This window comes from Halomonas sp. DP3Y7-2 (assembly GCF_019800795.1).
GTDB lineage: Bacteria > Pseudomonadota > Gammaproteobacteria > Pseudomonadales > Halomonadaceae > Halomonas > Halomonas litopenaei_A.
Map to the genome: position 1 here is coordinate 122,011 of NZ_JAHVKJ010000007.1, position 23,163 is coordinate 145,173.

The 23,163-nt window shown below is 62.6% G+C and carries 21 protein-coding genes, 1 tRNA gene and 1 pseudogene; 2 read left to right on the forward strand and 21 right to left on the reverse strand.

Annotation, left to right across the window (positions count from 1 at the left end):
• Positions 1-22 precede the first annotated feature (22 nt).
• The 11 genes and pseudogenes from hisS to trmJ form a co-directional block, all read right to left on the reverse strand.
• Positions 23-1,306, reverse strand: coding sequence for a histidine--tRNA ligase (gene hisS, locus KUV45_RS07510; protein WP_261315890.1), 1,284 nt, complete (start codon positions 1,304-1,306; stop codon positions 23-25).
• A gap of 81 nt (positions 1,307-1,387) precedes the next feature.
• The gene (ispG, locus tag KUV45_RS07515; protein ID WP_206941579.1) at positions 1,388-2,503 is read right to left on the reverse strand and encodes a flavodoxin-dependent (E)-4-hydroxy-3-methylbut-2-enyl-diphosphate synthase; all 1,116 of its coding nucleotides are present in this window, start codon (positions 2,501-2,503) and stop codon (positions 1,388-1,390) included.
• 9 nt (positions 2,504-2,512) lie between these two features.
• Complete coding sequence (locus tag KUV45_RS07520; RefSeq protein WP_222162593.1) at positions 2,513-3,559, reverse strand: RodZ domain-containing protein; 1,047 nt, start codon at positions 3,557-3,559, stop codon at positions 2,513-2,515.
• Positions 3,560-3,590: 31 nt separating this feature from the next.
• The gene (locus tag KUV45_RS07525; protein WP_224851965.1) at positions 3,591-4,331 is read right to left on the reverse strand and encodes a tetratricopeptide repeat protein; all 741 of its coding nucleotides are present in this window, start codon (positions 4,329-4,331) and stop codon (positions 3,591-3,593) included.
• Between the two features lie 119 nt (positions 4,332-4,450).
• Positions 4,451-5,578 (reverse strand): 23S rRNA (adenine(2503)-C(2))-methyltransferase RlmN, encoded by a 1,128-nt coding sequence (rlmN, locus tag KUV45_RS07530; protein ID WP_206941575.1) that lies wholly within the window; start codon positions 5,576-5,578, stop codon positions 4,451-4,453.
• Positions 5,579-5,675: 97 nt separating this feature from the next.
• On the reverse strand, positions 5,676-6,101 hold the full coding sequence (gene ndk / locus KUV45_RS07535) for a nucleoside-diphosphate kinase (protein WP_206941573.1): 426 nt from the start codon (positions 6,099-6,101) through the stop codon (positions 5,676-5,678).
• Positions 6,102-6,308: 207 nt separating this feature from the next.
• Positions 6,309-6,635: an iron-sulfur cluster assembly accessory protein gene (locus KUV45_RS07540; RefSeq protein WP_206941571.1), complete on the reverse strand. Its 327-nt coding sequence runs from the start codon at positions 6,633-6,635 to the stop codon at positions 6,309-6,311.
• Between the two features lie 86 nt (positions 6,636-6,721).
• Positions 6,722-7,882, reverse strand: coding sequence for an aminotransferase class V-fold PLP-dependent enzyme (locus KUV45_RS07545; RefSeq protein WP_206941569.1), 1,161 nt, complete (start codon positions 7,880-7,882; stop codon positions 6,722-6,724).
• Positions 7,883-7,925: 43 nt separating this feature from the next.
• Positions 7,926-8,396 carry a Fe-S cluster assembly transcription factor gene (locus KUV45_RS07550; protein WP_206941566.1) on the reverse strand — a complete coding sequence of 157 codons (471 nt, stop codon included), beginning with the start codon at positions 8,394-8,396 and terminating at the stop codon, positions 7,926-7,928.
• A 187-nt stretch (positions 8,397-8,583) separates the two neighbouring features.
• Positions 8,584-9,546 carry a serine O-acetyltransferase gene (gene cysE / locus KUV45_RS07555; RefSeq protein WP_222162594.1) on the reverse strand — a complete coding sequence of 321 codons (963 nt, stop codon included), beginning with the start codon at positions 9,544-9,546 and terminating at the stop codon, positions 8,584-8,586.
• A gap of 264 nt (positions 9,547-9,810) precedes the next feature.
• Positions 9,811-10,539: pseudogene (gene trmJ / locus KUV45_RS07560) on the reverse strand (tRNA (cytosine(32)/uridine(32)-2'-O)-methyltransferase TrmJ); the annotation flags it as partial.
• A gap of 249 nt (positions 10,540-10,788) precedes the next feature.
• Here trmJ and KUV45_RS07565 point away from each other — a divergent pair.
• A complete protein-coding gene (locus KUV45_RS07565) occupies positions 10,789-11,613 on the forward strand; it encodes an inositol monophosphatase family protein (protein ID WP_206941561.1) in 825 nt (274 codons plus the stop codon).
• A gap of 186 nt (positions 11,614-11,799) precedes the next feature.
• Here the strand turns inward: KUV45_RS07565 and KUV45_RS07570 are convergent, their stop codons facing one another.
• The 8 genes from KUV45_RS07570 to KUV45_RS07605 all read right to left on the reverse strand — a co-directional run bounded on the left by KUV45_RS07570 (position 11,800) and on the right by KUV45_RS07605 (position 21,273).
• Positions 11,800-12,645, reverse strand: a complete 846-nt coding sequence (locus tag KUV45_RS07570; protein ID WP_222162596.1) for an ABC transporter substrate-binding protein — start codon at positions 12,643-12,645, stop codon at positions 11,800-11,802.
• Positions 12,646-12,757: 112 nt separating this feature from the next.
• Positions 12,758-13,807, reverse strand: coding sequence for a CNNM domain-containing protein (locus tag KUV45_RS07575; protein ID WP_222162597.1), 1,050 nt, complete (start codon positions 13,805-13,807; stop codon positions 12,758-12,760).
• A gap of 247 nt (positions 13,808-14,054) precedes the next feature.
• Positions 14,055-14,978, reverse strand: a complete 924-nt coding sequence (secF, locus tag KUV45_RS07580; protein WP_206941549.1) for a protein translocase subunit SecF — start codon at positions 14,976-14,978, stop codon at positions 14,055-14,057.
• Positions 14,979-15,012: 34 nt separating this feature from the next.
• Complete coding sequence (gene secD, locus KUV45_RS07585; protein ID WP_222162598.1) at positions 15,013-16,863, reverse strand: protein translocase subunit SecD; 1,851 nt, start codon at positions 16,861-16,863, stop codon at positions 15,013-15,015.
• 191 nt (positions 16,864-17,054) lie between these two features.
• Positions 17,055-17,393 (reverse strand): preprotein translocase subunit YajC, encoded by a 339-nt coding sequence (gene yajC / locus KUV45_RS07590; protein WP_206941545.1) that lies wholly within the window; start codon positions 17,391-17,393, stop codon positions 17,055-17,057.
• Positions 17,394-17,459: 66 nt separating this feature from the next.
• On the reverse strand, positions 17,460-18,596 hold the full coding sequence (gene tgt / locus KUV45_RS07595) for a tRNA guanosine(34) transglycosylase Tgt (protein WP_374107023.1): 1,137 nt from the start codon (positions 18,594-18,596) through the stop codon (positions 17,460-17,462).
• Positions 18,597-18,654: 58 nt separating this feature from the next.
• The gene (gene queA, locus KUV45_RS07600) at positions 18,655-19,704 is read right to left on the reverse strand and encodes a tRNA preQ1(34) S-adenosylmethionine ribosyltransferase-isomerase QueA (RefSeq protein WP_222162599.1); all 1,050 of its coding nucleotides are present in this window, start codon (positions 19,702-19,704) and stop codon (positions 18,655-18,657) included.
• Positions 19,705-19,818: 114 nt separating this feature from the next.
• Positions 19,819-21,273 (reverse strand): DASS family sodium-coupled anion symporter, encoded by a 1,455-nt coding sequence (locus tag KUV45_RS07605; RefSeq protein ID WP_222162600.1) that lies wholly within the window; start codon positions 21,271-21,273, stop codon positions 19,819-19,821.
• A gap of 473 nt (positions 21,274-21,746) precedes the next feature.
• Between KUV45_RS07605 and KUV45_RS07610 the strand changes: the two genes are divergently transcribed.
• Positions 21,747-21,833: transfer RNA gene (locus KUV45_RS07610), tRNA-Leu, on the forward strand.
• 53 nt (positions 21,834-21,886) lie between these two features.
• Here the strand turns inward: KUV45_RS07610 and KUV45_RS07615 are convergent.
• Together KUV45_RS07615 and KUV45_RS20440 are read right to left on the reverse strand one after the other, a co-directional pair.
• Positions 21,887-22,726, reverse strand: a complete 840-nt coding sequence (locus KUV45_RS07615; RefSeq protein ID WP_222162601.1) for a site-specific integrase — start codon at positions 22,724-22,726, stop codon at positions 21,887-21,889.
• Between the two features lie 26 nt (positions 22,727-22,752).
• Positions 22,753-23,130, reverse strand: a complete 378-nt coding sequence (locus tag KUV45_RS20440; RefSeq protein ID WP_374107024.1) for a helix-turn-helix domain-containing protein — start codon at positions 23,128-23,130, stop codon at positions 22,753-22,755.
• Between the last annotated feature and the right edge of the window lie 33 nt (positions 23,131-23,163).

The window sequence follows — 23,163 nt, forward strand, 5'->3', positions numbered from 1 at the left end:
GTCTCCTTCTGAAATGGGGCTATCACTCGGACAGCAGGCGCTCTAGCGTCGTCTCGAGCGAGGCCTGCTCGACCAGCTGCTGCTCGCGGTCGTCGCGCAGGAACTTGATGGCCACCTGGCCCGTGTCACGTTCGTTCTCGCCGATCAGCAGGGCCAGTCTGGCGCCGCTGCGATCCGCTTTCTTGATCCGGCTCTTGAAGCTGCCGCCGCCACAATGCAGCTGCACGCCAAGCTCCGGCAGCTGGTCGCGCAGTGTTTCAGCGAGCGCCATGGCATCGCCATCGGTGGCGCTGTCCATGCCGAGGACGTAGACGTCCAGCGGCGCGCGGGCCTCTTCAGGGACAATATCCAGCGTCTCCAGCAGCAGGATCAGGCGCTCGATACCCATGGCGAAGCCGACCGCCGGGGTCGGCTTGCCACCAAGCTGCTCGACCAGGCCATCATAGCGGCCTCCAGCGCACACGGTGCCCTGGCTGCCCAGTGCATCGGTCGTCCACTCGAACACGGTGCGACAGTAGTAGTCGAGCCCACGCACCAGGCGCGGGTTGATCACGTAGTCGATACCTGCGGCATCAAGACGCGCGGTGAGCGCGTTGAAGTGATCGCGAGATTCCTGGTCGAGATGATCCATCAGCTGCGGCGCACCGCTGAGCATCTCGGCCATGGCCGGATTCTTCGAATCGAGAATCCGCAGCGGGTTGCTGGTCAGGCGGCGGACAGAGTCCTCGTCCAGCACCTCTCGGTGAGCGTCGAAGTAGGCCACCAGCGTGTCACGATAGGCGGCGCGGGCTTCATTGGAGCCAAGCGAGTTGAGCTCCAGGGTGACGTGCTCGAACAGTCCGAGCTGCTTCCACAGCCGCGCCGACAGCAGGATGACTTCTGCGTCGATATCAGGGCCTTCCAGGCCATAGGTCTCGACGCCGACCTGATGGAACTGGCGATAGCGACCCTTCTGAGGGCGCTCGTGGCGAAACATCGGGCCGGTGTACCAGAGGCGCTGCGTCTGGTTGTAGAGCAGACCGTGCTCCATCGCCGCGCGAACGGCGCTGGCGGTGCCCTCTGGACGCAAGGTCAGGCTGTCCCCATTGCGATCGTCGAAGGTGTACATCTCCTTCTCGACGATGTCGGTGACCTCGCCGATGGAGCGGGCAAACAGTGCGGTCTGCTCGACGATCGGGGTACGAATCTCGTTGTAGCCGTAGCGCTTCATCAGCGCCTGTACCTGGGCCTCGAAGTACTGCCACACGGGCGATGCATCCGGCAGCAGGTCGTTCATGCCACGGATGGCCTGGATCTTCTTGCTCAAAACTTGCTCCTTGGTCTCGCCGCTCTTGCTTCTCGTAGGCTGACTGTGACGTTTAGCCGGCGCCTGTTCGCCGGGACGGGGTCACAGCTGGCGAGCGATGACGTTCTGTTCGGTAGCTTCCTTCTCGGCGACCTTCTGGCGAATCAGCGCCTCGAGATCGTCGACCAGGTGGTCGTTGCGCAGCTTGCTGGCAGGCTTGCCATCGATGTAGACCAAGTTGGCGGGGGAGCCGCCAGTCAGGCCCAGGTCGACTTCCTTGGCTTCGCCGGGGCCATTGACCACACACCCGATGACCGCCACATCCAGCGGTGTCATGACGTCTTCAAGGCGTTCCTCGAGGGCGTTCATGGTGCTGATGACGTCGAAGTTCTGGCGCGAGCAGCTGGGACAGGCGATGAAGTTGATGCCCTTGGCGCGCAGCCGCAGGCTCTTCAGCATGTCGAAGCCGACCTTGATTTCCTCGACCGGGTCGGCGGCCAGGGAGACCCTGATCGTATCGCCGATGCCGTCCATCAGGAGCATGCCAAGGCCGATCGACGACTTGACGGTGCCAGACCTCAAACCGCCCGCTTCGGTGATGCCCAGGTGCAGCGGCTGCTCGATGCGAGCGGCCAGATCGCGATAGGCCGCCACCGCCATGAACACGTCTGAAGCCTTCACGCTGACCTTGAAGTCAGGGAAGTCGAGACGGTCCAGGTGGTCAATGTGACGCATCGCCGATTCGACCAGAGCGGCCGGTGTCGGTTCCCCGTACTTCTTCTGCAGATCCTTTTCCAGCGAGCCGGCGTTGACGCCGATGCGAATCGGGATGCCGTTGTCACGAGCTGCCGATACCACCGCCTGGACGCGATCCTCGCGGCCGATATTGCCTGGGTTGATACGCAGGCAATCGACCCCAAGCTCAGCCACCCTCAGCGCGATGCGATAGTCGAAGTGGATGTCTGCGACCAGGGGTACCTGGGTGCCTTTCTTGATGCGACCGAAGGCCTCGGCGGCCTCCATGGTCGGCACGGATACGCGCACGATATCGGCACCGGCCTGCTCCAGCGCGCGAATCTGCGCGAGGGTGGCCTCGACGTCCAGCGTATCGGTGTTGGTCATGCTCTGGACCGAGATAGGGGCGTCGCCCCCAACCGGCACGGAGCCGACATGAATCTGGCGTGACTTGCGTCTGATGATCGGTGAGTGCGAATGCATGGCGATCAATCACTCTCCCAGGGTAAAGCGGGCGACATTGTTTCTGCCGGCGCGTTGCTGCAGGTCGACGGGTTCGCCGCCCCACGTGAGCTCGACACCGGTGGCGTTGCCGACAGTCATGCGGAAGGGCGGCTCGCCCTCCACGGTGGCTTCGGTGCCCGGTGACTGCAGGCCGACGAAGACACGGGTGTTGGTGCTGTCGAAGATTTCCGTCCAGGACTGCTCGTTGAAGGTCAGCTTGAGGATACGCCGACTGGTCGTCGCCTCGCTGGCGCTCTGCTCGTCGGCAGCGCTGGCACTGTCAGTCTCGGCGTCTTGCTCGGAGGCTTCATCCGCGCTGGCCAGGTCCTGTGCGGCGTCGTCACTGTCGGAGCTTGCTGCGTCATTGGCGGCAGCTGCCTCGGTGGCGGCCACGGTGCTCGGAGTGGCGTCGGCACTGCTCTCGGCCACTTCGGCGCTGGCTTCTTCCGCCTGCTCGTCGACCAGCCCCATCTCGCTGTCTTCCGAAGGCAGCGGCGGCAGGTTTTCGTCACTACTGGCACTGTCTTCGCTGACCGCAGCGTTGCCGTCGATGGTATCCACCGATACCGGGCCATTGTCGCTGACTTCCGGCGGTTGGCTGCCGCCACGGCTCTGCCACCACATCAGGGTCAGACCGATCAAGCCGGCGATGACGATCAGCGTCATCAGGCGGAACAGCCAGGCCCCCAGGCGCGAAGGGGGCTTGTTGATGTAGACCGGGGTCACCTTGCGTTCGACTTCTTCGTTGCCCATGCGCGTGCTGTACAGCGTCATCACACGGCCTACGTCGACGCCCAGCAGCTGGGCATAGCTGCGCAGATAGCCGCGTCGATAGGTAACGACCGGGACTTCGTCGTAATTGTCGTTCTCCAACCCTTCGATGACGGCGGGTCGGAGGTTCAGGGCTGCCCCGACTTCCTCTCGGGTCAGGCCCTGGCGCTCCCGCTCACGCAACAGCAGGGCGCCGGGTGAGTCATCTCCGGCAGACGGTTGAGACGAGAAAACCTCTGAGTCGGTGTACTGACTGTCGCTCATGGCTGAGCATCCTTCATCGTGAAAACAGTGGTCAAAGCGCGCGTGAAGGCTGGAGGGCTTCGCTCTGGACTGCCGGAGAACGATAGCCCTCGGCGTTCCCCAGGTCCGCGGCAAGCCGTCGGGCGGCGGAGTTCCATCCCGCCAGACTGACGAAGCGATCCAGCTGTGAACGGGCGCGCATAAGGTTGCCCTGTGCGTATTCCAGGTCGGCCAGAATCAGGTGGCTGGCAGCCAGCTGGTCATCGATCTGCTGTGACCGCTGTAGTGCTGCTCTTGCCTCCTCGATCTGGCCGAGATCCCACCGGCAGCGTCCCAGGTTGGCAAACAGCTGGGCCCGGTGAGCGTAGTGTATGTCGTGACTGGCTTGGTCGAGTTGATCGCAAGCCTCACGTGTTTGCCCCCGATCATACAGGAAGGCAGCGTAATTGTTGCGTGCCCGGGTAAAGTTGGGGTCCTTTTCAAGGGCATCTTGGAAAAACTGTGCGGCGAGGTGGGTCTCCCCCTGGCGTTGATGAGCCAGGGCAAGGGCCTGCAGGGTCACCGGATCCGCGTCGTCGAGCTGATAGGCCTTGTCCAGCGCCGCCAGGGCCCGAGGCAGGTTGTCCTGGCGCAGATAGGCCTCTCCCAGGTCGCGATAGGCGGTGGCGGGAGTGTGTTCGGTATCAGTGACTGGTACGGCACATCCTGACAGGGAGGCGGCGGGTAACACGATGGCCAGGCTCATGACGACAATGCGCAGGCAGTGGGGCAGGCGGTCTGCATGGCTCATCATGGCGTTATCGTTCTCCCGCTGCATGGCCCCGCCAGAGGGGTGTCGTCGACACCCTCTGGAGGGCTGGAAAAGGCCCGAATATCAAAGCGCCGTGCCTCAACGAAGTCAAGATGACGGGATCAGTCGGCGTCGATCTGGATCGACTGGATATAACGTTCGTGACGGCGTGTACGGTCCTTGACCCGGCCCACCAGCTGACCGCAGGCAGCGTCAATGTCATCGCCACGGGTCGAGCGAATCGGAGCGGTGTGGCCCAGTTCATATAACCAGCGCTGGAAACGAACGACCTGATTGCGCGAGGGCTTCTCGTACCCGGAGTGCGGGAACGGATTGAACGGGATCAGGTTGATCTTGCAGGGCAGCTCCTTCAACAGCTCGGCCAGTTCCCGAGCGTGCTCCTGCTGATCGTTGATATCCTTGATGACCGTGTATTCGATGGTCACCTGACGCGTATCGTCGCACTTGGCCAGATAGCGGTGACAGGCATCCAGCAGGGTGCGGATGTTGTACTTGCGGTTAAGCGGTACCAGCTCGTTGCGCAGCTCATCGTTGGCGGCGTGCAGCGAGATAGCCAGGCTGACGTCGAGCTCATCGCCGAGACGATCGAGCATGGGCACCACGCCAGAGGTGGACAGGGTGACCCTGCGCTTCGACAGGCCATAGCCTTGATCGTCGAGCATCAGCTTCATCGCCGGCACGACGTTATCGTAATTCAGTAGCGGTTCGCCCATGCCCATCATCACCACATTGGTGACAGGGCGTTGGCTGCTGTCCTTGCGGGCGCCGTCGCTGTTGGCGGCTACCCAGACCTGACCGATGATCTCGGCGCTGGTCAGATTGCGCTGGAAGCCTTGCTTGCCGGTGGAGCAAAAGCTGCAGTCCAGTGAGCAGCCGACCTGGGAAGAGACGCACAGAGTGCGACGCTTGCCGTTGTCAGCAGGAATCAAGACGGTTTCGACATAGCTGCCGTCTTCGACCTCGACCACCCACTTACGCGTTCCGTCATTGGAGGTGCCTTCGTAGACGACCTTGGGTCCGCGTATTTCTGCGGTTTCCTCGAGGCGAGCGCGCAGCGACTTGGACAGGTTGGTCATGTCGGCAAAGTTGCTGACACCTTCGTGGTGGATCCACTTCATTACCTGGGCGGCACGAAACTTCTTCTCACCAATGGAGAGAAAGAAGGCTTCCATGTCCTCTCGGGCCATGCCAAGGAGATTGGTGCGTTCGGGGGAGGCGGTGGTGGTCATGATCGGATCAGCGAGTCGGTGGGCAGAATATGAGGGAGCGGATGCCCGGGGCATCCGCTCGCCGGTGGGGCGTCGATAGTGACAGCCCCCGACGCCCTTAGCGCGGGCAGATCTCGTCAGCGCTGAAGAAGTAGGTCACTTCGCGCTCGGCAGACTCGGCAGAGTCAGAGCCGTGGACGGCGTTGGCGTCGATGGAAGAAGCGAAGTCGGCACGGATGGTGCCAGCGTCTGCTTCCTTCGGGTTGGTGGCACCCATCAGTTCACGGTTCTTCAGGATGGCGTTATCACCTTCCAGTACTTGAACCACGACCGGGCCAGAGGTCATGAAGGACACCAGGTCGCCGAAGAAGGGGCGTTCCTTGTGCTCGGCGTAGAAGCCTTCCGCCTGTTCCTGGGACAGGTGGATCATCTTGGCGGCAACGACCTTCAGGTCAGCCTTTTCAAAACGCGTGATGATCTCGCCGATGACATTCTTGGCGACGGCGTCGGGCTTGATGATAGACAGAGTGCGCTCTGTAGCCATGAAACTCTCCAGTAGTTGAGCCCAGGACATGGGCATGGTGCCAGGTAGATGGCGTCGCGCCGCCCCGGAGACCGGGGCGGCGCGACGCGGAAAACGAAGCGATGTGGCGCCTTGCGCCGAAGAGCGCCGATTATAGCGTTCTCATGGCGTCTTGAACACAGTGTTCGTCAGCGGGTACGCGAGCCCTTGGAGGGATCGGCTCGGCGGCTAGACAGTAAAGCTTTCGCCGCAGCCACACTGGTCCTTGACGTTCGGATTGTTGAAGCGGAAGAACCGGTTCAAGCCTTCGTTGACGTAGTCGACTTCGCTGCCGTCCAGCATCTCGAGAGCGTCGGGGGCGACGTAGACCCGTGCGTCATGCTCCTCGAACAGGGCGTCCTCGGCCTGGGCTTCGTCGGCGAAGTCCAGCACGTAGCTGTAGCCGGAACAGCCACTTGGCTTGACCGCTACCCGCAGTCCGAGGCCTTGGCCTCGCTCCTCCAGAACGCGCCGGATCTGGTTGGCTGCAGCAGGGGTGATCGTCAGGTGTGCCATCTGTTTACTCCTGGGTCGGGCGCCGCCTGAAGAGGCAGCAGCCTGCGTGGTCTTGATGACCATGCCGCGAACTCGCGTGGCGGCGGTCAGGTCATGGCGCGCTGGCGCAGAGCAATCAGCGCAGTGCGCAGTGCCTGGCCAGCGCGGTCTATGTCGTCGTTACTGGTAAAGCGTCCAATGCTCAGGCGCAGGGAAGACAGCGCCAGACGTCTCGGCACGCCGATCCCTTTCAGCACATAGGAGGGCTCGACGCTGGCCGAATTACAGGCGGAGCCCGTGGACAAGGCGATGTCACGCAGCGCCATCAACAGGGACTCGCCATCGACGCCGTCGAAACCGAGGTTGAGAATATTGGGGACTGCGGTTTCCAGCTGGGTGTTCAGATGAACCCCATCCAGGTCGTCGATTCCTGCCAACAGTCGATCACGAAGCGTGGTGATACGCGCTTGGTCGCTGTCACCTTGTGCTGCTGCCAGGGCGAAGGCTTCACCCATGCCGGCAATCTGGTGGGTTGCCAGGGTGCCTGAGCGCATGCCTCTTTCGTGGCCGCCGCCGTGAATCAGCGCTTCCACCTTGAGATCTGGGCTGCGGCGCACGAAGAGGGCGCCAATCCCCTTGGGGCCGTAGGCCTTGTGGGCAGACAGAGACATCATGTCCACGGCACTGGCGGTCACGTCCAGATCGATGCGCCCGACGGCCTGGGCGGCATCGACGTGCAGCATGGCGCCGTGTGCGTGGGCCACCTCGGCGAGCGCCGCAACGTCATTGATGCTGCCCAGCTCGTTGTTGACCGCCATCAGTGACACCAGCACGGTATCGGGACGCATGGCATCGGCCAGTTGTTCCGGGGTGATGCGGCCATCGGGGGTTGGCGTCAGCCAGGTCACGTCGAAGCCTTCACGCTCCGCCGCCTTGGCGGTGTCGATGACCGCCTTGTGCTCGATGATCGAGGTCACCAGGTGGCGGCCCTTGTCGCGATTGGCCCGCAGGTAGCCGGTAATGGCCAGGTTGTCGGCCTCGGTGGCGCCGCTGGTCCAGACGATCTCGCGAGGGTCTGCCTTGATCAGGTCAGCGACCTGGCGGCGGGCGTTCTCCACGGCCTGCTCGGCCAGCCAGCCGGGCATGTGGCTGCGCGACGCGGGGTTGGCGTAGGTGCCTTCGAGCGTCAGGTGCCGGCTCATGACCTCGGCGACACGGGGGTCGACGGGGGTGGTGGCGGCGTAATCAAGGTAGACGGGAGCAGTCATGGGCAATGTCATCGTTGGCGAGCGTCGAGGGCGACAGTCTAGTTTAGGGGGCTGACGTCACAATGCTGTCGCTGTGCTGGCGGCGGCGTTGGCGACCGGCGATTTCTGCCACTTCCTGGCGTTGGGCCAGTTCCCCGAGCGTCACGCCGTCGAGAAACGTCTGGATCTGCTCGGACAGTTCGAACCACAGGTGATGGGTCAGGCACGTATCGCCCTTCTGGCAATCCGACAGGCCGCCACAGCGAGTGGTGTCCACGGACTCCTTGACCGCGTCGATCACCCGGGCCACCGTAATCGCCTCAGCTGGCGCTGCCAGCAGGTAACCGCCCCCCGGGCCACGCACACTCTCCACCAGCCCGGCGCGCCGCAGTCGCGCGAAGAGCTGCTCAAGGTAGGACAGTGATATTTGTTGACGCTGGGCGATGTCGGCGAGGCAAATGGGGCCTCGTTCGGCATTGACGGCCATGTCGAGCATGGCGGTGACGGCGTAGCGTCCCTTGGTGGTCAGGCGCATGGGGTGGACCCTCGATGCCAAGTGGTGCCGGCAATCTTGACGTTATGGCGCCACCACTGAGGGGGACGCCACTGGCAATCCGTCATTATGAGAAAGACCGACCATCACGGTCAACTATTTGGCGCATGCAGCGCTTGCGTGTCCGGGTCAGTGTGCCAACGCTCGAACGTTTGGCTGTTGCGGTACATCAACCTTCCTGCCGGTGGCGGGAGCTCTCACGGTGAGCGCTGGCGTCATCGGGGGCGGTCGTCGACAGCTGACTGTCAGCAGAGTGTTCATCGGAGTCTGGGCTGCCGGAATCGTCTGCTGCGGTGTCGCGCGGGGGAGTGGCAGTGTGGCGGCTGCCGACCACCGGCTCGCAGGCCTTGTCGACGTCCTCCAGAATCCCGGCGAAGTCCTCGTCCTTGATGCCAGGCATCTGCCCAGCACGATAGCTGTGGTCGAGGCGACGTAGCGTCTGGCACATGTTGCCGATACGCTCATCCACCGCGTGCATGTGGTCGAGCATGGCTTGCATCGACTTGGCCACGGGGTCCGGCATGTCCTGGCTCATGCCGTAGGCATCAAAGCCAAACTTCTGGCACATCGCCTCGCGCCGAGCGGGGTCGACCTCCAGTGCAGGGTCGCTGTCCGGGTCGGCACGCTGAACGATCTTGCCGGGGATACCGACCACCGTGGCCCCTGCGGGGACGGCCTTGGTCACGACCGCGTTGGAGCCCACCTTGGCACCGGCCCCGACGGTGAAGGGTCCGAGAATCTTGGCCCCCGCCCCGACGATGACGCCATCCTCCAGCGTCGGGTGGCGCTTACCCTTGTTCCAGCTGGTGCCACCCAGGGTGACCCCCTGATACAGCGTGACATCATCGCCCACCACCGTGGTTTCGCCGATCACCACGCCCATGCCATGGTCGATGAAAAAGCGACGACCGATGGTGGCACCGGGATGAATCTCGATGCCTGTGAACCAGCGTCCTAGCGTCGACAGCGTACGCGCGATCCACTTCAGGTTGCGCTTCCATAGTGCGTGGGAGATACGGTGGAGCAGCAGCGCATGAAGTCCAGGGTAGTTGGTCAGGACCTCAAGAAAGTTGCGCGCCGCCGGATCCCTGGCAAATACGCTGTTGATATCTTCGCGTAGGCGTTGAAACATGCGGCGGTCCTTGGTCGGCTAAGAAGGTCATAGTGGGGACAGACGTGACGCCATTCAAGCCCAGGCAACGCAGCTGGGTGCCAGGCTGTGGCAGAGGCGTACCCGGGGTTAACGGGAGGGCGTCTGGTGATCCTCTGGTCCGGCCTCTTGGGTGTCCTGGTCAGTGCTGGCATCCGCTACCATGTCTGCATGACGTGCAGCCGTTTCAGTCGTCGTTCTGTCAGCCTCACTCACCGTCATTCTACCGCCTAGCGCCGGCGCTCCTGCGGCTTTCTCGGTGGCACTAAGAATGCCCCGCAGGATATTGAGCTCCATACGCTCTGGGCGCGAACGCAGGGTGACGCGACGCAGTCGAGCCATCAGCTGTCTTGGCTTGGCTGGATCGTGGAAGCCGATGGCAATCAGGGTGCGCTCGAGGTGCGCGAAGTAGTGCTCCAGCTCGTCGTGGGTGGCGAGGGGCTGAAGATCCTCGTCGGGCTGTGCAGGGGTAGCGTCCTGGGCCAGCCAGCTGAGCCGGCACTCGTAGGCCAGTACCTGAACGGCCGCCGCAAGGTTGAGCGAGCTGAAATCGGGATTGGTCGGGATATGCACGTGGGCATGGCAACGCTGTAGCTCAGCATTGGACAGGCCGCTGTCCTCACGGCCGAACACCAGTGCCACGCGGGCGTCGCCGCTGGCGAGCTCTGTCGGCAGGCGCTCGCCAAGCTCCCGAGGCGTGATCATCGGCCAGGGCAAGGTGCGTGAACGAGCGCTGGCGCCAACCACCAGGCTGCAATCTGCCACCGCCTGTTCGATGGTATCGACCACCTGGGCCTGTTGGATCAGACGGTCAGCGCCGGATGCCCGAGACACACTGTCGGCGGTGATGACCTCGCAGCGAGGTGCTACCAAGGCCAGATCGGCCAGCCCCATGTTGTGCATGGCGCGGGCGGTAGCGCCAATATTGCCGGGATGGCTGGTGCCGATGAGAACGATGCGAATACGCTCGAGCATGAAAGATCCTGTTGCGACGCGGCGAGTGGGTTCGAGAGTGGGCGGGTGCGGTGTACTGGTCGAGCAAGCCATCGAGGGTGCACGTTGACGCTGCCGACGTGCCGCTGGAGACCAGCCGGTCGACCAGTTTAGCATGCTAGACACGGCAAAGTCCGTGGCATTCATGCGTGCCTTCTGCTAGGATTCGCGCCGAGTCCGTTCCCTTCGTCGACTCCGTTCTTTAACACCACCGACTCCCAAGGCCTGATCATGCATCCGATGGTCCAGTACGCCCTGCGCGCTGCCCGCAGCGCCGGCGAACAGTTTTTGCGCATTCGCGAACGTATCGAGAATGCCCACGAAGAGCACAACCTCGATCGCTTGCTCGAGGACACGGCACGCAACGCCGAATCCCTGATCACCCGTCAGCTGACCCGCGGCTACCCGCAGCACGGCGTGGTGGGTCGCTACACTCCGCATCGCGCGGGTGAGGGCGAAGGCGCTGATGTACTGTGGCGCATCGAGCCTTTCCACGGGTATTCCAACCTGAGCGTCGCTTCTCCCGAGTTTGCGCTGTCCGTGGTCTGCCTGATCAAGGGCCGAGCGGAGCATGCGGTGGTGATCTGTCCGTTCAGCGATGATGAGTACCTGGCAAGCCGTGGGCGTGGCGCCCAGCTGAACGGCAAGCGCCTGCGTGTCTCCAAGATCAAGGGAGCCGGTGGCGCACGTCTGTCCCTGAGTCTTCCGGACACCTACCTGCGGTCGCGTTTCCTGCCGACCTACCTGACTCTGGTACAGCAGCTTGGCCCGCAGGCTGAGCAGCTTCAGTCCAGCGCCTGTGGCCTTCTGGACATGGCCCGGCTGGCGGCCGGTCGCGCCGACGCAGCCTTTGTGCTTGGCGTTGAAGAGCAGGATCTCGATATCGGCTCGCTGTTGCTCAAGGAGTCTGGTGCGCTGATCGGAACCCCTGACGGTAAGCCTTCGGTAGCGGTGGAAGGCGCACTGATGGCCGCCAATCCTCGCCTGTTCAAGGCGCTGATCAAGCAGCTGGCCCCCCATGTGCAGACGGCGCCGAGCTTGGAAGATCAAGACTGAGTCGTCTGGACGGCAGTAAGAGTCAGCGCCAACGGCGTTTGACGTCTCTGCCTCAGGGCCTGTAACGCAATGCCCCCGCAGCCGTGCTGCGGGGGCATTGTCGTTATAGGGCGGGTTGCCGATATGTCAGTGACGTGAAGCCGATACGGCGAAGATCACCGGGGGTGACGAACCCGCCGCGGAGGATCAGCGCGCCAGGGCGGTCATCACTTCCTCGACTTGCAGGCGAGTGCTGGCCAGGCCTTGGCCGGCGAGGTACCACAGTCGTGGTGAGCCCACTGCCAGAGGCGTGTCAGCGCCGATGTCCTGCTGCAGCGTGGCGAGGTCGAGACCCGCTTCCCCAATGGCGGCGCTGCGATCCACGATCCATACCAGGTCGGCGCCAGTGGCCTGTATCTGGGCCGGTGTCATGGGCAGAAAGGTGCGCTCACCGCGAGTGACCGGGGTGACATCGTCTGGCAGGCTGGGGGCAGCAAGTCCCATGAGGTCGTGCACGATGGCATTGTTCTGCGCTGAGAAGTGGCCGTCGTTATGGGTCACTACCAGCACGCTGGGGGAGCCGTCGATAGTGGCCAGGCGCTGATCCAGGAAGTGGCGCAGATCCTCCAGCGCCTGGTCGCCCTCATCACTGATATGAAAACGTTCCGCCAGTTGGTCGACGCGAGTTTCCAGCTGGTCCCAGGTGGTGTCGCCGGCATTGGCCGAGCTGTAGACCGGAGCGATTTGCTCAAGGGCATCGCGCTGTGCTTCCAGGCGGCCGCTGATCAGAATCTCGTCCGGCTCAATGGCGCCAAGGGCTGCCATGTCGGCCTCCTTGAGGGTCCCGACGTCGGCATATTCCTCACTGGCAAAGGCAGACAGGTGTTCAGGCAGGGTCGACTGTGCGACGCCGGCGATGTGCTCGTCCTGGTCGAGGTTGTCGAGAATATCGAGAGTAGCGTAGTCCAGCGCGGCGACCCGTTCCGGGGCGTCGTGCGCCCAGGCTTGGGCGGTCACGCTGAGCAGGGCGGCGATGGCGAGGGGCTTGTACATGAAATCTCCATTGATAATCATTTTCAATGGAGATGTTATCGCAAATAGTGACCGAAGTGGGGTGGCATCGATGGCACGGCATGTTGCGCAACGATGAACACCCCTGGTGGCATCAGGAGGGGTTGGGGTCGACCTGCCGGTGTCTCTCAGAGTCCGCCTGACGTCGTTGGGTCCAGCGCTGCTTGGCGTACTTGCGCATATTGGTGACATCATCGGTTTCATCGACGATGTCCTGTCCAAGCACTGTCTCGAGCACGTCTTCCATGGTGATCAGTCCCACCCAGGTACCATGGTCATCGTAGACCACCGCCAGGTGCTGACGGTCTTTCAGCATCATCGTGAAGACGGTTTCGACACTGTCATCTGCCTGTACCGAAGGGGCATCCTGCATGATGTCCTTCATGCTGTGGTCTTCGTCTGCGCGGTAGGCGTCAGCCTTGTGCACATAGCCGATGGCCTGTTCGCCGCCATCCATCACCGGGAAGCGAGTGAACGGAGAGCGCACCAGCTCTTCCTCGAACTCCGCCACAGTAAGCCCTGGACGAACCGTCACGCACACGGTGCGTGGCGTCATGACCTTGCTGACCGCAATTTCGTGCAGGTTAAGGATGTTGGTGATGGTGCGGGCTTCATCCGGATCGAGGGCCTTTTCATCCAGGCCGATGCGGGCCAGCGCCTTGATTTCACCGCGCATATCGGTATCGGCAGCGTTGCCGCCAATGCGTTGGGTAATCTGCTCGGATAGCCAGATGAAGGGCTTCAGCACCAGGATCATGGTGTTGAGGATAGGAGGCAGCCAGGGGGACAGCTGGCGCCAGTAGTTGGCGCCAATCGTCTTCGGAATAATTTCCGAGAGGATCAGGATGGCCAGCGTCATCAGGGCCGAGGCGATACCCAGCCAGGCTTCACCGAAGACCACGGTCACCTGAGCGCCGACGCCGGTAGCGCCGACGGTGTGAGCGATGGTGTTGAGGGTCAGGATGGCAGCCAAGGGGCGGTCAATGTCGCGCTTCAGGGCATTCAGCTTCAGGTGCAGCCGTTCATTGGTTTCCTGCACCCGTGCAATGTAGCTCGGTGTCAGTGACAGCAGTGCTGCCTCCAGCACGGAGCACAGGAAGGACGCACCAATGGAGAGTACGGCAAAGGCGATCAGCAGGAACATGCGGCCTCATCAAGGCGAAAGGGTAGGGGCTAAGCATGAAAGGTGGTCGTCTGCAGGGCAAGCGATACCGCATATTTTCATGTTTCCTGACGTATCGCAGCCCTGTAGGGGAGCTGTTGCGGAAACACCGCAGACATGAAAAAGCCCCGCCGTGAAACACGGCGGGGCCAGCCAGAACTGCGTGAAAGAACTGCGTGAAAGAGCTGCCTGGCAGAGTTGCCTGATAGAGGCTGCCAGGAAGCCACAGTCAGGGCAGCTGCTCTTCCTCGGCGTCTTCTTTCTTCTCGGGGATCAGATCGCGACGCTGGAGCTTCAGCTTAAGCAACAGTGCTGCTGCCACGTAGATCGATGAGAAGGTACCGACACCGATGCCGATCAGCAGGGCAACGGAGAAGTTGTGGATCATGTCGCCGCCCAGCCAGGCCAGGGCGATCAGCACCAGCAGGGTCGTGCCGGACGTGGCCAGGGTGCGCGCCAGGGTCTGGTTGATGGCTTCGTTGAAGATCGCCGGCATGTCGTCGATCCGCGATTTGCGAATGTTTTCGCGAATGCGGTCGTAGACCACGATGGTGTCGTTCAGCGAGTAGCCGATGACGGCCAGCACGGCGGCCAGCACGGTCAGGTCAAATTCCAGCTGGAACAGCGAGAAGGCGCCAATCACGATGATGACATCGTGGACCAGGGCCAGCAGCGCGCCGATCGCAAACTTGTACTGGAAGCGAAAGGCCACGTAGAGCATGACCACGCCAAGAGCGACGAGCATGCCAAGGCCGCTCTGGTCACGCAGCTGGTCGCCCACCTGGGCGCCGACAAATTCCGCGCGCACCAGATCCACCTGGGTGCCGCCCTGGGCGAGCAGGCCAACGACCTGCTCACCCACATTGGCTTCAAAGGTCTGCTGCAGACGGATCAGCACTTCATTGGCGGCGCCGAAGGTTTGCACCGAGACGTCGTTGAAACCAGCGCCTTCCAGCGCTGCGCGCACGCTGTCCAGGGCCGGGGCGCTGGCATAGCGGACTTCGACCAGGGTGCCGCCGGTAAAGTCGAGGCCCAGGGCAAGGCCCTGAACCACCAGTGATACCAGTGACACCAGGATCAGGATCGCCGACAGGCTGAAGGCGATCTTGCGCTGACCCATGAAGTCGAGTTGGAGGTTGGTGAGGCGATTCATACCCTCTCCCCGTTGTGTGCGAGTGGACATGGGCTTAGATCCATAGCTTCTTCACCGCCTTGCCGCCGTAGATCAGGTTGACCATGGCGCGGGTGACCAGCAGTGCGGTGAACATCGAGGTCAGGATGCCGAGTGACAGGGTCACGGCAAAGCCCTTGACCGGCCCGGTGCCAATGGAGAACAGGATCAGTGCCACCAGCAGCGTCGTGATGTTGGCGTCGACGATGGAGCTGAACGCGCGCTCGTAGCCGGCGTGGATGGCTTGCTGGACCGACAGTCCGTTACGCAATTCCTCGCGAATACGTTCGAAGATCAGCACGTTGGCATCGACGGCCATACCCAGGGTCAACACGATACCGGCGATACCCGGCAGCGTCAGAGTGGCGCCGAGCATCGACATGGCGGCCACCAGCATGGTCAGGTTGAGCGCCAGGGCGATGTTGGCAATGATGCCGAACACCTTGTAGCGAATCAGCATGAACAGCACGACCAGCAACAGACCGATCTGGACCGACAGCATGCCGCGTTCGATGTTGTCGGCGCCTAGGCTCGGCCCGATGGTGCGTTCCTGAGCGAAGTAGATCGGGGCGGCCAGCGAGCCGGAGCGCAGCAGCAGGGCCAGTTCCCCGGCTTCCGTGGGGCTGTCCAGCCCGGTGATGCGGAAGCTGTTGCCCAGGGCACTCTGGATGGTGGCCAGGCTGATGATACCGCGCTCGGTGTACGGGTCGCGGACGGTGACCCGCTCGCCATCTTCCATCACCGTGCGGTCGCGGGTCTTGTGTTCGATGAACACCACCGCCATGTTGCGCCCGATATTGGTGCGAGTGGCGCGGTTCATCAGTGTGCCGCCGGTGCCGTCCAGGTTGATATTGACCTGGGGGCGACCGTTTTCATCAAAACCACGGCTGGCGCTGGAGACGCTGTCGCCGGTGATGATGACGTCACGCATCAGGTCTGCACTGCGGGCCGGTTCGTTGCGGAAGGGCAGTGCTTCGGTTTCGTTGGAGGGGGTGTCGGTACGTGCCTCCAGACGGAACTCGAGGTTGGCGGTGGCGCCGACGATGCGCTTGGCCGCGGCGGTATCCTGGACGCCGGGCAGCTCAACCACGATGCGATCCGGGCCCTGGCGCTGGACCAGGGGCTCCGCCACGCCCAGCTCATTGACGCGGTTGCGCAGCGTGGTCAGGTTCTGATTGATCGCATAGTCCTGGATTTCATCGACGGCGGCATCGGTCAGGGTCATGGCCAGGGCGGCGCCGCGCTCGCGATCGACATCCTGATACTGCAGGTTGGGGAATTCCTGACGAATCAGCGTCTCGGCAGCATCGCGGTCTTCGGCGTTCATGAAGTCCAGCGAAATGGTGCGACCGTCGATCTCGGTATTGCGATAGCGAATGCGCTCGTCACGCAGGGTTTCGCGCATCGCGCTGGCATTCACTTCCAGCCGCTGGCTGACCGCGGCATCCATGTCGACTTCGAGCAGGAAGTGCACGCCGCCTCGCAGGTCGAGGCCCAGGGTCATCGGGGAGGCTGCCAGCGAGGCGAGCCAATCCGGGGTGGACTCTGCCAGGTTCAGGGCGACCACAAAATCTTCGCCGAGCTCTTGGCTGATCAGGTCGCGGGCGGGAATCTGGTCTTCGGCATCACGCAGGCGAATCAGCAGGCTGTTGGGCTCCTGCTCGACCTGCTTGATCTCGATATCGGCGTCGGCAAGCGCCTGCTCCAGGCTTCGCTGCTGGGACTCGGAAAGGCTCAGGTCGCCGCGATCACTGCTGATCTGTACCGCGGGATCTTCAGGAAACAGATTGGGAAGGGAGTAGACCAGGCCGACGAGAAGCACCACTAGAATCAGCAGGTACTTCCACAAAGGGTAACGATTGAGCATCGGGGCTCTGCCCTCAGGTTGCTGACAAATGAGGGAACATCGCAGGATCAAACAAGATGGGACTGCAAGGTTCCGAGGCGACGGGTGCGGCTGCCTCGCCAACGCGCGACAGCCGACCGATCGGCTCGCCCCGCGTCAGCATGGGGCATCCCCACCGACCGGATGGGATCCGGGGTGGGGACGAGCACCAATCAGATGGACTTGAGCGTGCCCTTGGGCAGCACGGCGGCCACGGCATTCTTCTGAACGCTGACCTCGGTGCCTTCGCTGATTTCCATGGCCAGGAATTCGCTGTCTTCGCTGACCCGGGTGATGCGGCCCATCAGGCCGCCGCCGATGACGATCTCGTCACCCTTGGAGAGGCCGCCGATCAGCTGCTTGTGCTGCTTTGCCCGCTTGGCCTGGGGACGCCACAGCAGGAAGTAGAAGATCAGCACGAAGCCGACCAGCATCACAATCTGGGCGATGCCGCCACCGGCAGCGGCGCCGGCATCCTGGGCCTGGGCCGGGGAGATGAAGAAGTCCAACATGTACGACGGTCTCCGTAAGTCGTGGGAAAAGCAGGAGCAAGCGGCCGGCAACTGCCGACCGATGTATCAATTCGGGGCGGGGGGAACCGGCAGGCCACGCCTGGCGTAGAACCCTTCCACGAAGTCAGCCAATGTACCCGCTTCGATAGCACCGCGCAAACCAGCCATGAGGCGCTGATAGTGACGCAGATTATGGATGGTGTTGAGCATCGAACCGAGCATCTCTCCACAACGGTCCAGGTGATGCAGGTAGGCCCGTGAGAAGTTCTGGCAGGTGTAGCAGTCGCAGTCGTCTTCCAGCGGACGAGTGTCATGGCGATGCTTGGCGTTGCGGATCTTCACTGTGCCTTCGCTGGTGAACAGGTGACCATTGCGCGCATTGCGGGTTGGCATCACGCAGTCGAACATGTCTACCCCGCGGCGAACGCCTTCGACAAGGTCTTCGGGCTTGCCGACGCCCATCAGATAGCGCGGCTTGTCTGCCGGCATCCAGTCGGGCAGATAATCGAGGACCTCGATCATCTCTTCCTTGGGCTCACCCACTGACAGGCCGCCGATGGCATAGCCGTCGAAACCAATGTCGTTGAGGCCTTTCAGCGACGCCTCACGCAGGTCCGGGTACATGCCGCCCTGGATGATGCCGAACAGCGCCGACGGTGACTCGCCGTGAGCATCCTTGGAGCGCTGGGCCCAGCGCAGCGACATCTCCATGGAGGCCTTGGCTTCGGCATGGGTGGCCGGGTAGGGCGTGCACTCATCGAAGATCATCACGATGTCAGAGCCTAGCGAGCGCTGCACTGCCATCGACTCTTCCGGTCCCATGAAGACCTTGGCACCGTCTACCGGCGAGCGAAAGTGCACGCCTTGCTCGGTGATCTTGCGCATTTCTCCCAGGGAGAAGACCTGAAAGCCGCCGGAGTCCGTCAGGATCGGCTTGTCCCACTGGGCAAAGTCATGCAGGTCGCCGTGGGCTTCGATGACCTCGGTACCCGGGCGCAGCCACAGGTGAAAGGTATTGCCAAGGATGATCTCGGCGCCGATCTCTTCCACCGAAGAGGGGGTCATGCCTTTGACCGTGCCATACGTGCCTACCGGCATGAAGGCCGGTGTCTCGATGGTGCCACGGGGAAAGGTGATGCGGCCTCGGCGTGCCCGGCCATCGCTGGCCAGGTGGTCGAAGTGCATGAAACATTGCTCTCGCATGGGTCTCTCCGTGCCCCTGTGGGGCGTAACGCGGTTCTGCCGTATCCGTTGTGCTGTATCAGTCTTGCGCTTTCAGTGCCGCGGGTGCCGGCGTCAGCAGCATGGCGTCGCCGTAGCTGAAAAAGGCGTAGCCTTGCTTGACCGCCTCTCGATAGGCCGCCATGACGGTATCGTAGCCAGCGAAGGAAGACACCAGCATCAGCAGGGTCGATTCAGGCAGGTGGAAGTTGGTGATCAGGGCATCGACGCAACGCCATTGATAACCCGGGTAGATGAAGATATCCGTGTCGCCTGACAGCGGCGCGATCTCGCCCGAGGCGCTGGCGGTTTCCAGGCAACGAACGCTGGTGGTACCCACCGCCACCACCTTGTTGCCTCTTGCCTTGGCTGCGCGCACCTTGGCACAGGTCTCGTCACTGACGTCGATCCACTCGCTGTGCATGTGGTGTTCGTGAATATTGTCGACGCGCACCGGCTGGAAGGTGCCGGCACCGACGTGCAAGGTCACGTAGGCCGATTCGATGCCACGGCTTGCGAGACGCTCGAGCAGTGGCTCGTCGAAGTGCAGGCCTGCGGTCGGCGCCGCGACAGCGCCGTCGCGACGTGCGTAGACGGTCTGATAGCGCTCCCGGTCGGACAGCTCATCCTCGCGAGTGATGTAGGGTGGCAGCGGCATGTGTCCATGCTGCTCCAGCAGCGCGATCATCGGCGTATCACCGAGGAAGCGCAGCTCAAACAGAGCGTCGTGGCGTCCCTCTACCACGGCCTTGATGTCACCTTCGAAGATCAATTCCGTGCCCGGCTTCGGCGACTTGCTGGAGCGCAGGTGCACCAGCCCGCGATGGGCATCCAGCGGGCGTTCGAGCAGCATCTCGACCTTGCCGCCGCTGGCCTTGTGGCCGTGCAGCCGCGCGGGGATAACGCGGGTATCGTTGAACACCAGCAGGTCCCCTGGCTCGAGCAACTGCTCAAGGTCGGGGAAGCGACGATGGTCAAGCTGGCCACTGGCGCCATCGACGCAAAGCAGCCGACAGTCGCTGCGGATGTCGGAGGGGTAACGGGCGATCAGCTCCTCGGGGAGCTCGAAGTGAAAGTCAGCGCGCTGCATGGGGATTCACAAGATGGAGGTTCGCAAGTCGTCAGGCAGGAAGATCGAATGCCAAAGGCGCACAAGGATACCGTTTCCTGACCGCCACGTCAGGAAACGGTGATCATCTCTGTGTTACCAGAGCAGCAGAATCAAGCCGTAGGCCATCAGCGTCACCAGTACGGTGCTGATCAGGTTCAGTGCAAAACCGGCGCGAATCATTGACTGAATCTGCATGTGGCCGGTACCGAACACGATGGCATTGGGAGGCGTCGCCACAGGCATCATGAAGGCACAGCTGGCGGCGATGGCGGCCGGCACGGTGATCAGCATGACGGGAATGTCCAGCGACATGGCCAATGCGCCCAGAAGCGGCAGGAACGCCGCTGCGGTGGCGGTATTGGAGGTGACCTCGGTCAGGAAGATGATGACCAGTACGACGCCACCGATGATCGCCAGCGTAGGCAGGGCGCCGAGGATGGCCAGCTGGTTGGCGATCCACTCCGCAAGTCCTGACTTGCTGATGGCACCGGCCAGCGCCAGGCCGCCGCCGAACAGCAGCAGAATGCCCCAGGGGAGCTTCACCGCATCTTCCCATACCATCAGCGTTTCGCCGGGCTGGCGCTTGGACGGGATCAGGAACAGGGCCATGCCGGCGACGATGGCGATGGTGGTGTCCGACAGCCAGTCCGCGCCCATGTCATTGAGCAGCGGGCGAACGATCCACAGCGCGGCAGCGGCCAGAAACAGCAGGCCCACACGGCGCTCGGCCGAGCTCATGGGGCCCATGTCGGCGAGCTGATCACGAATCAGACTGTCGCTGTCTCCCTGGCCGATATTCAGCGCGAAGCCCTTGCGGGACAGCCACCACCAGGCCAGAGCCATCATCACCACACTGATCGGCACGCCGACCAGCATCCACTGTGCAAAGCCCAGATCGATGCCGCGGTCTTCTGCCAGATAGCCGGCCAGCAGGGCGTTGGGCGGAGTTCCGATGAGCGTTGCAACGCCACCGATGCTGGCGGAGTAGGCGATGCCCAGCAGCAGCGCAGTAGCAAAGCGCCGCAGTTCCTTGGGATCGGAATCTTCCATCAGGCTGAGCACCGAGATGCCGATCGGCAGCATCATGATGGCCGTAGCGGTATTGGAGACCCACATGCTGAGAAAGCCGGTGGCGATCATGAAGCCGGCAATCTGGCGGCGTGGCTCGCTGCCGACCACCTTGAGCACATGCAGGGCGATGCGCTTGTGCAGGTTCCAGGTCTGCATCGCGATGCCCAGCAGGAAGCCGCCCAAGAAGAGGTAGATGATCGGATTGGCATAGCTAGCCGCGATATCCTTGATGCCACCAATGCCCAGCGCCGGTGCCAGTACCAGCGGAATCAGTGATGTCACCGGAATGGGGATCGCCTCGGTCGACCACCAGCTGGCCATGAGCAATGCCATGCCGACACAGCCCCAGGCAGCGTGGGACATATCGCCCGGAGGCGGCAGAATCAACGTGAGCAGCAGAAGCAGCGGGCCCAGCACCAGGCCTATACGGCTGGCGACGGACGGATGGGGAACAGCATCGTTGCGGGTATCGGCCATGGCAGATTCCTTTCTCCTCAAATACGCTCGGCAGGACGCGACAGATGCTTCGCGAAGCGCTGCCTAGGGGGCTGATCAGGGGTACGGATCAGCAGCGCGGTCAAGCGGCGCCGGTTCTGTTGTTGATGGAGACTTACGCATTGTTAACCTGACGCAGGGCGGCGGCAGTCTACCAAGGTCGAAGCCGCCGGGGCGAGCCATCTTTGGCCAAGACGTCGCTGTTGGACAAGCTCAGGGCTTGTCCACTCAGGGCTTGTCCAATAGCAAGGCGGCTTCGTTGCAGCCGTTCACGTGGATGGTCACCCTGGGTGCACTCGCTGTCCAGCAGGCGGCACGGGCGAAAAAAAACAGGCCAGGACGAGCTGCAAGGGACCAGGACCACCCGCAGAGGGCAACAAATGCGCGCTTGAATCGCGCATAGGTAGCTGAAGCAATTGACGTTCGCTGTCACCCACGTATAATCGTCGCCCGTTGCCGGTGTGGCGGAATTGGTAGACGCAGCGGATTCAAAATCCGCCGCTGGAAACAGTGTGTCGGTTCGAGTCCGACCACCGGCACCATTTAGAAAACAGTCGCTTACGAGCGGCTGTTTGCGTTTCTACCCTCCCTCTTTCTAGTGTGTGGTCGCAGTTTGGTCGCAGAAGGCCGTGCTCAAGCTCGGCAGGCGTGAGCCAATATCGTCGAGACCCGCATCGAACATGTGCGCATAGCGGCTGGTGACGATCAGGCTGGAATGCCCCAGCAGATCGCGCACCGTGGTCATGCTCTCGCCGGCCTGGGCCAACATGCTGGCATAGCTGTGGCGCAGGTCGTGAAAGCGCAGATCGGGCCGCCCCACGGCCTGGCGGGCATGCTCCCACACCGTTCGCAGCCGGTGATAGGTCGTCGCGAATGGCAGCTCTTCCAGCCAGGGCCTGGCATCCTCCGGTACCGGCACCACTCGGGCCTTGCCGCTCTTCGTCTGGTCTGGTCGCAGCAGAATGCGACCACCGTGGACGTTCTGCGGATCCAGAGCCAGCAGCTCGCCCTGGCGCAGCCCGGTGAGCGCTGCCAGGGCGATCACCCGCTTCTCGACAATCGAGTGATCGGGGATGGCTTGCAGGAGTTGAGCCACCTGCTCGATGGTCAGGTACACGTGCCGTTCGTTCTTCGGCATCTTCTTGCGGATCTTGTCGCCCAGGGGGCGATCCAGCCATCCCCATTCCCGATAGGCAAGGTTCAGTACCCGCTTGACTACCTGAAGATGATTGTTGATGGTGCTCTGCGCACGCCCCTGCTTGCGAAGGTCTCGGGCCATCTCGCGGGCCTTGTCGACGCTGTCCATTCCGAGCAGTACCCGGTCGCCCATGTAGCGAGCCACCGGGCGGATGGCCTTCGCCTGACTGGCCACGTCGTACTCGTCGATCCATCGTTCGAGCCCCTCGATGAAGGTGCGCCGCGGTTGGCGCCCCATCGCCTCTCCCTGGAAAGCTGCTTCGTTCAGCTCTGCCTGGCGCTTCGCTGCGTACTCCCGCGCCTGCCGCTCCCCCTCTCGATTCCCTGCAAACGTTCGTTGATATCGGTGACCGTGGTACGTTTCCGTGACCACCCACCGGTTCCTCTTTTCCCTGTATCTGACTGTGATTCCCATGTGTTGCGTTCCTCAGGCTGAGGGCCGCGCTTGCAGCTCTCAGCGTACCTCTCCACTGCGCTCTGCTCAAAGCGAACCGCGCTACCGATCTGAACGAAGCCGATGCGGTGCTTGTTGCCATACACCCAGCTCGGGCTCATGCCGAGCCATTCAGCTACCTGATCGGGTCGTAACAGTGCTCCGGCCATCGCTGCTCCTCTCATTGGCTGGCTTGATGGCCAAATCATCGCCGGAGCGGCATGACTGAATCCTGCCGCCTG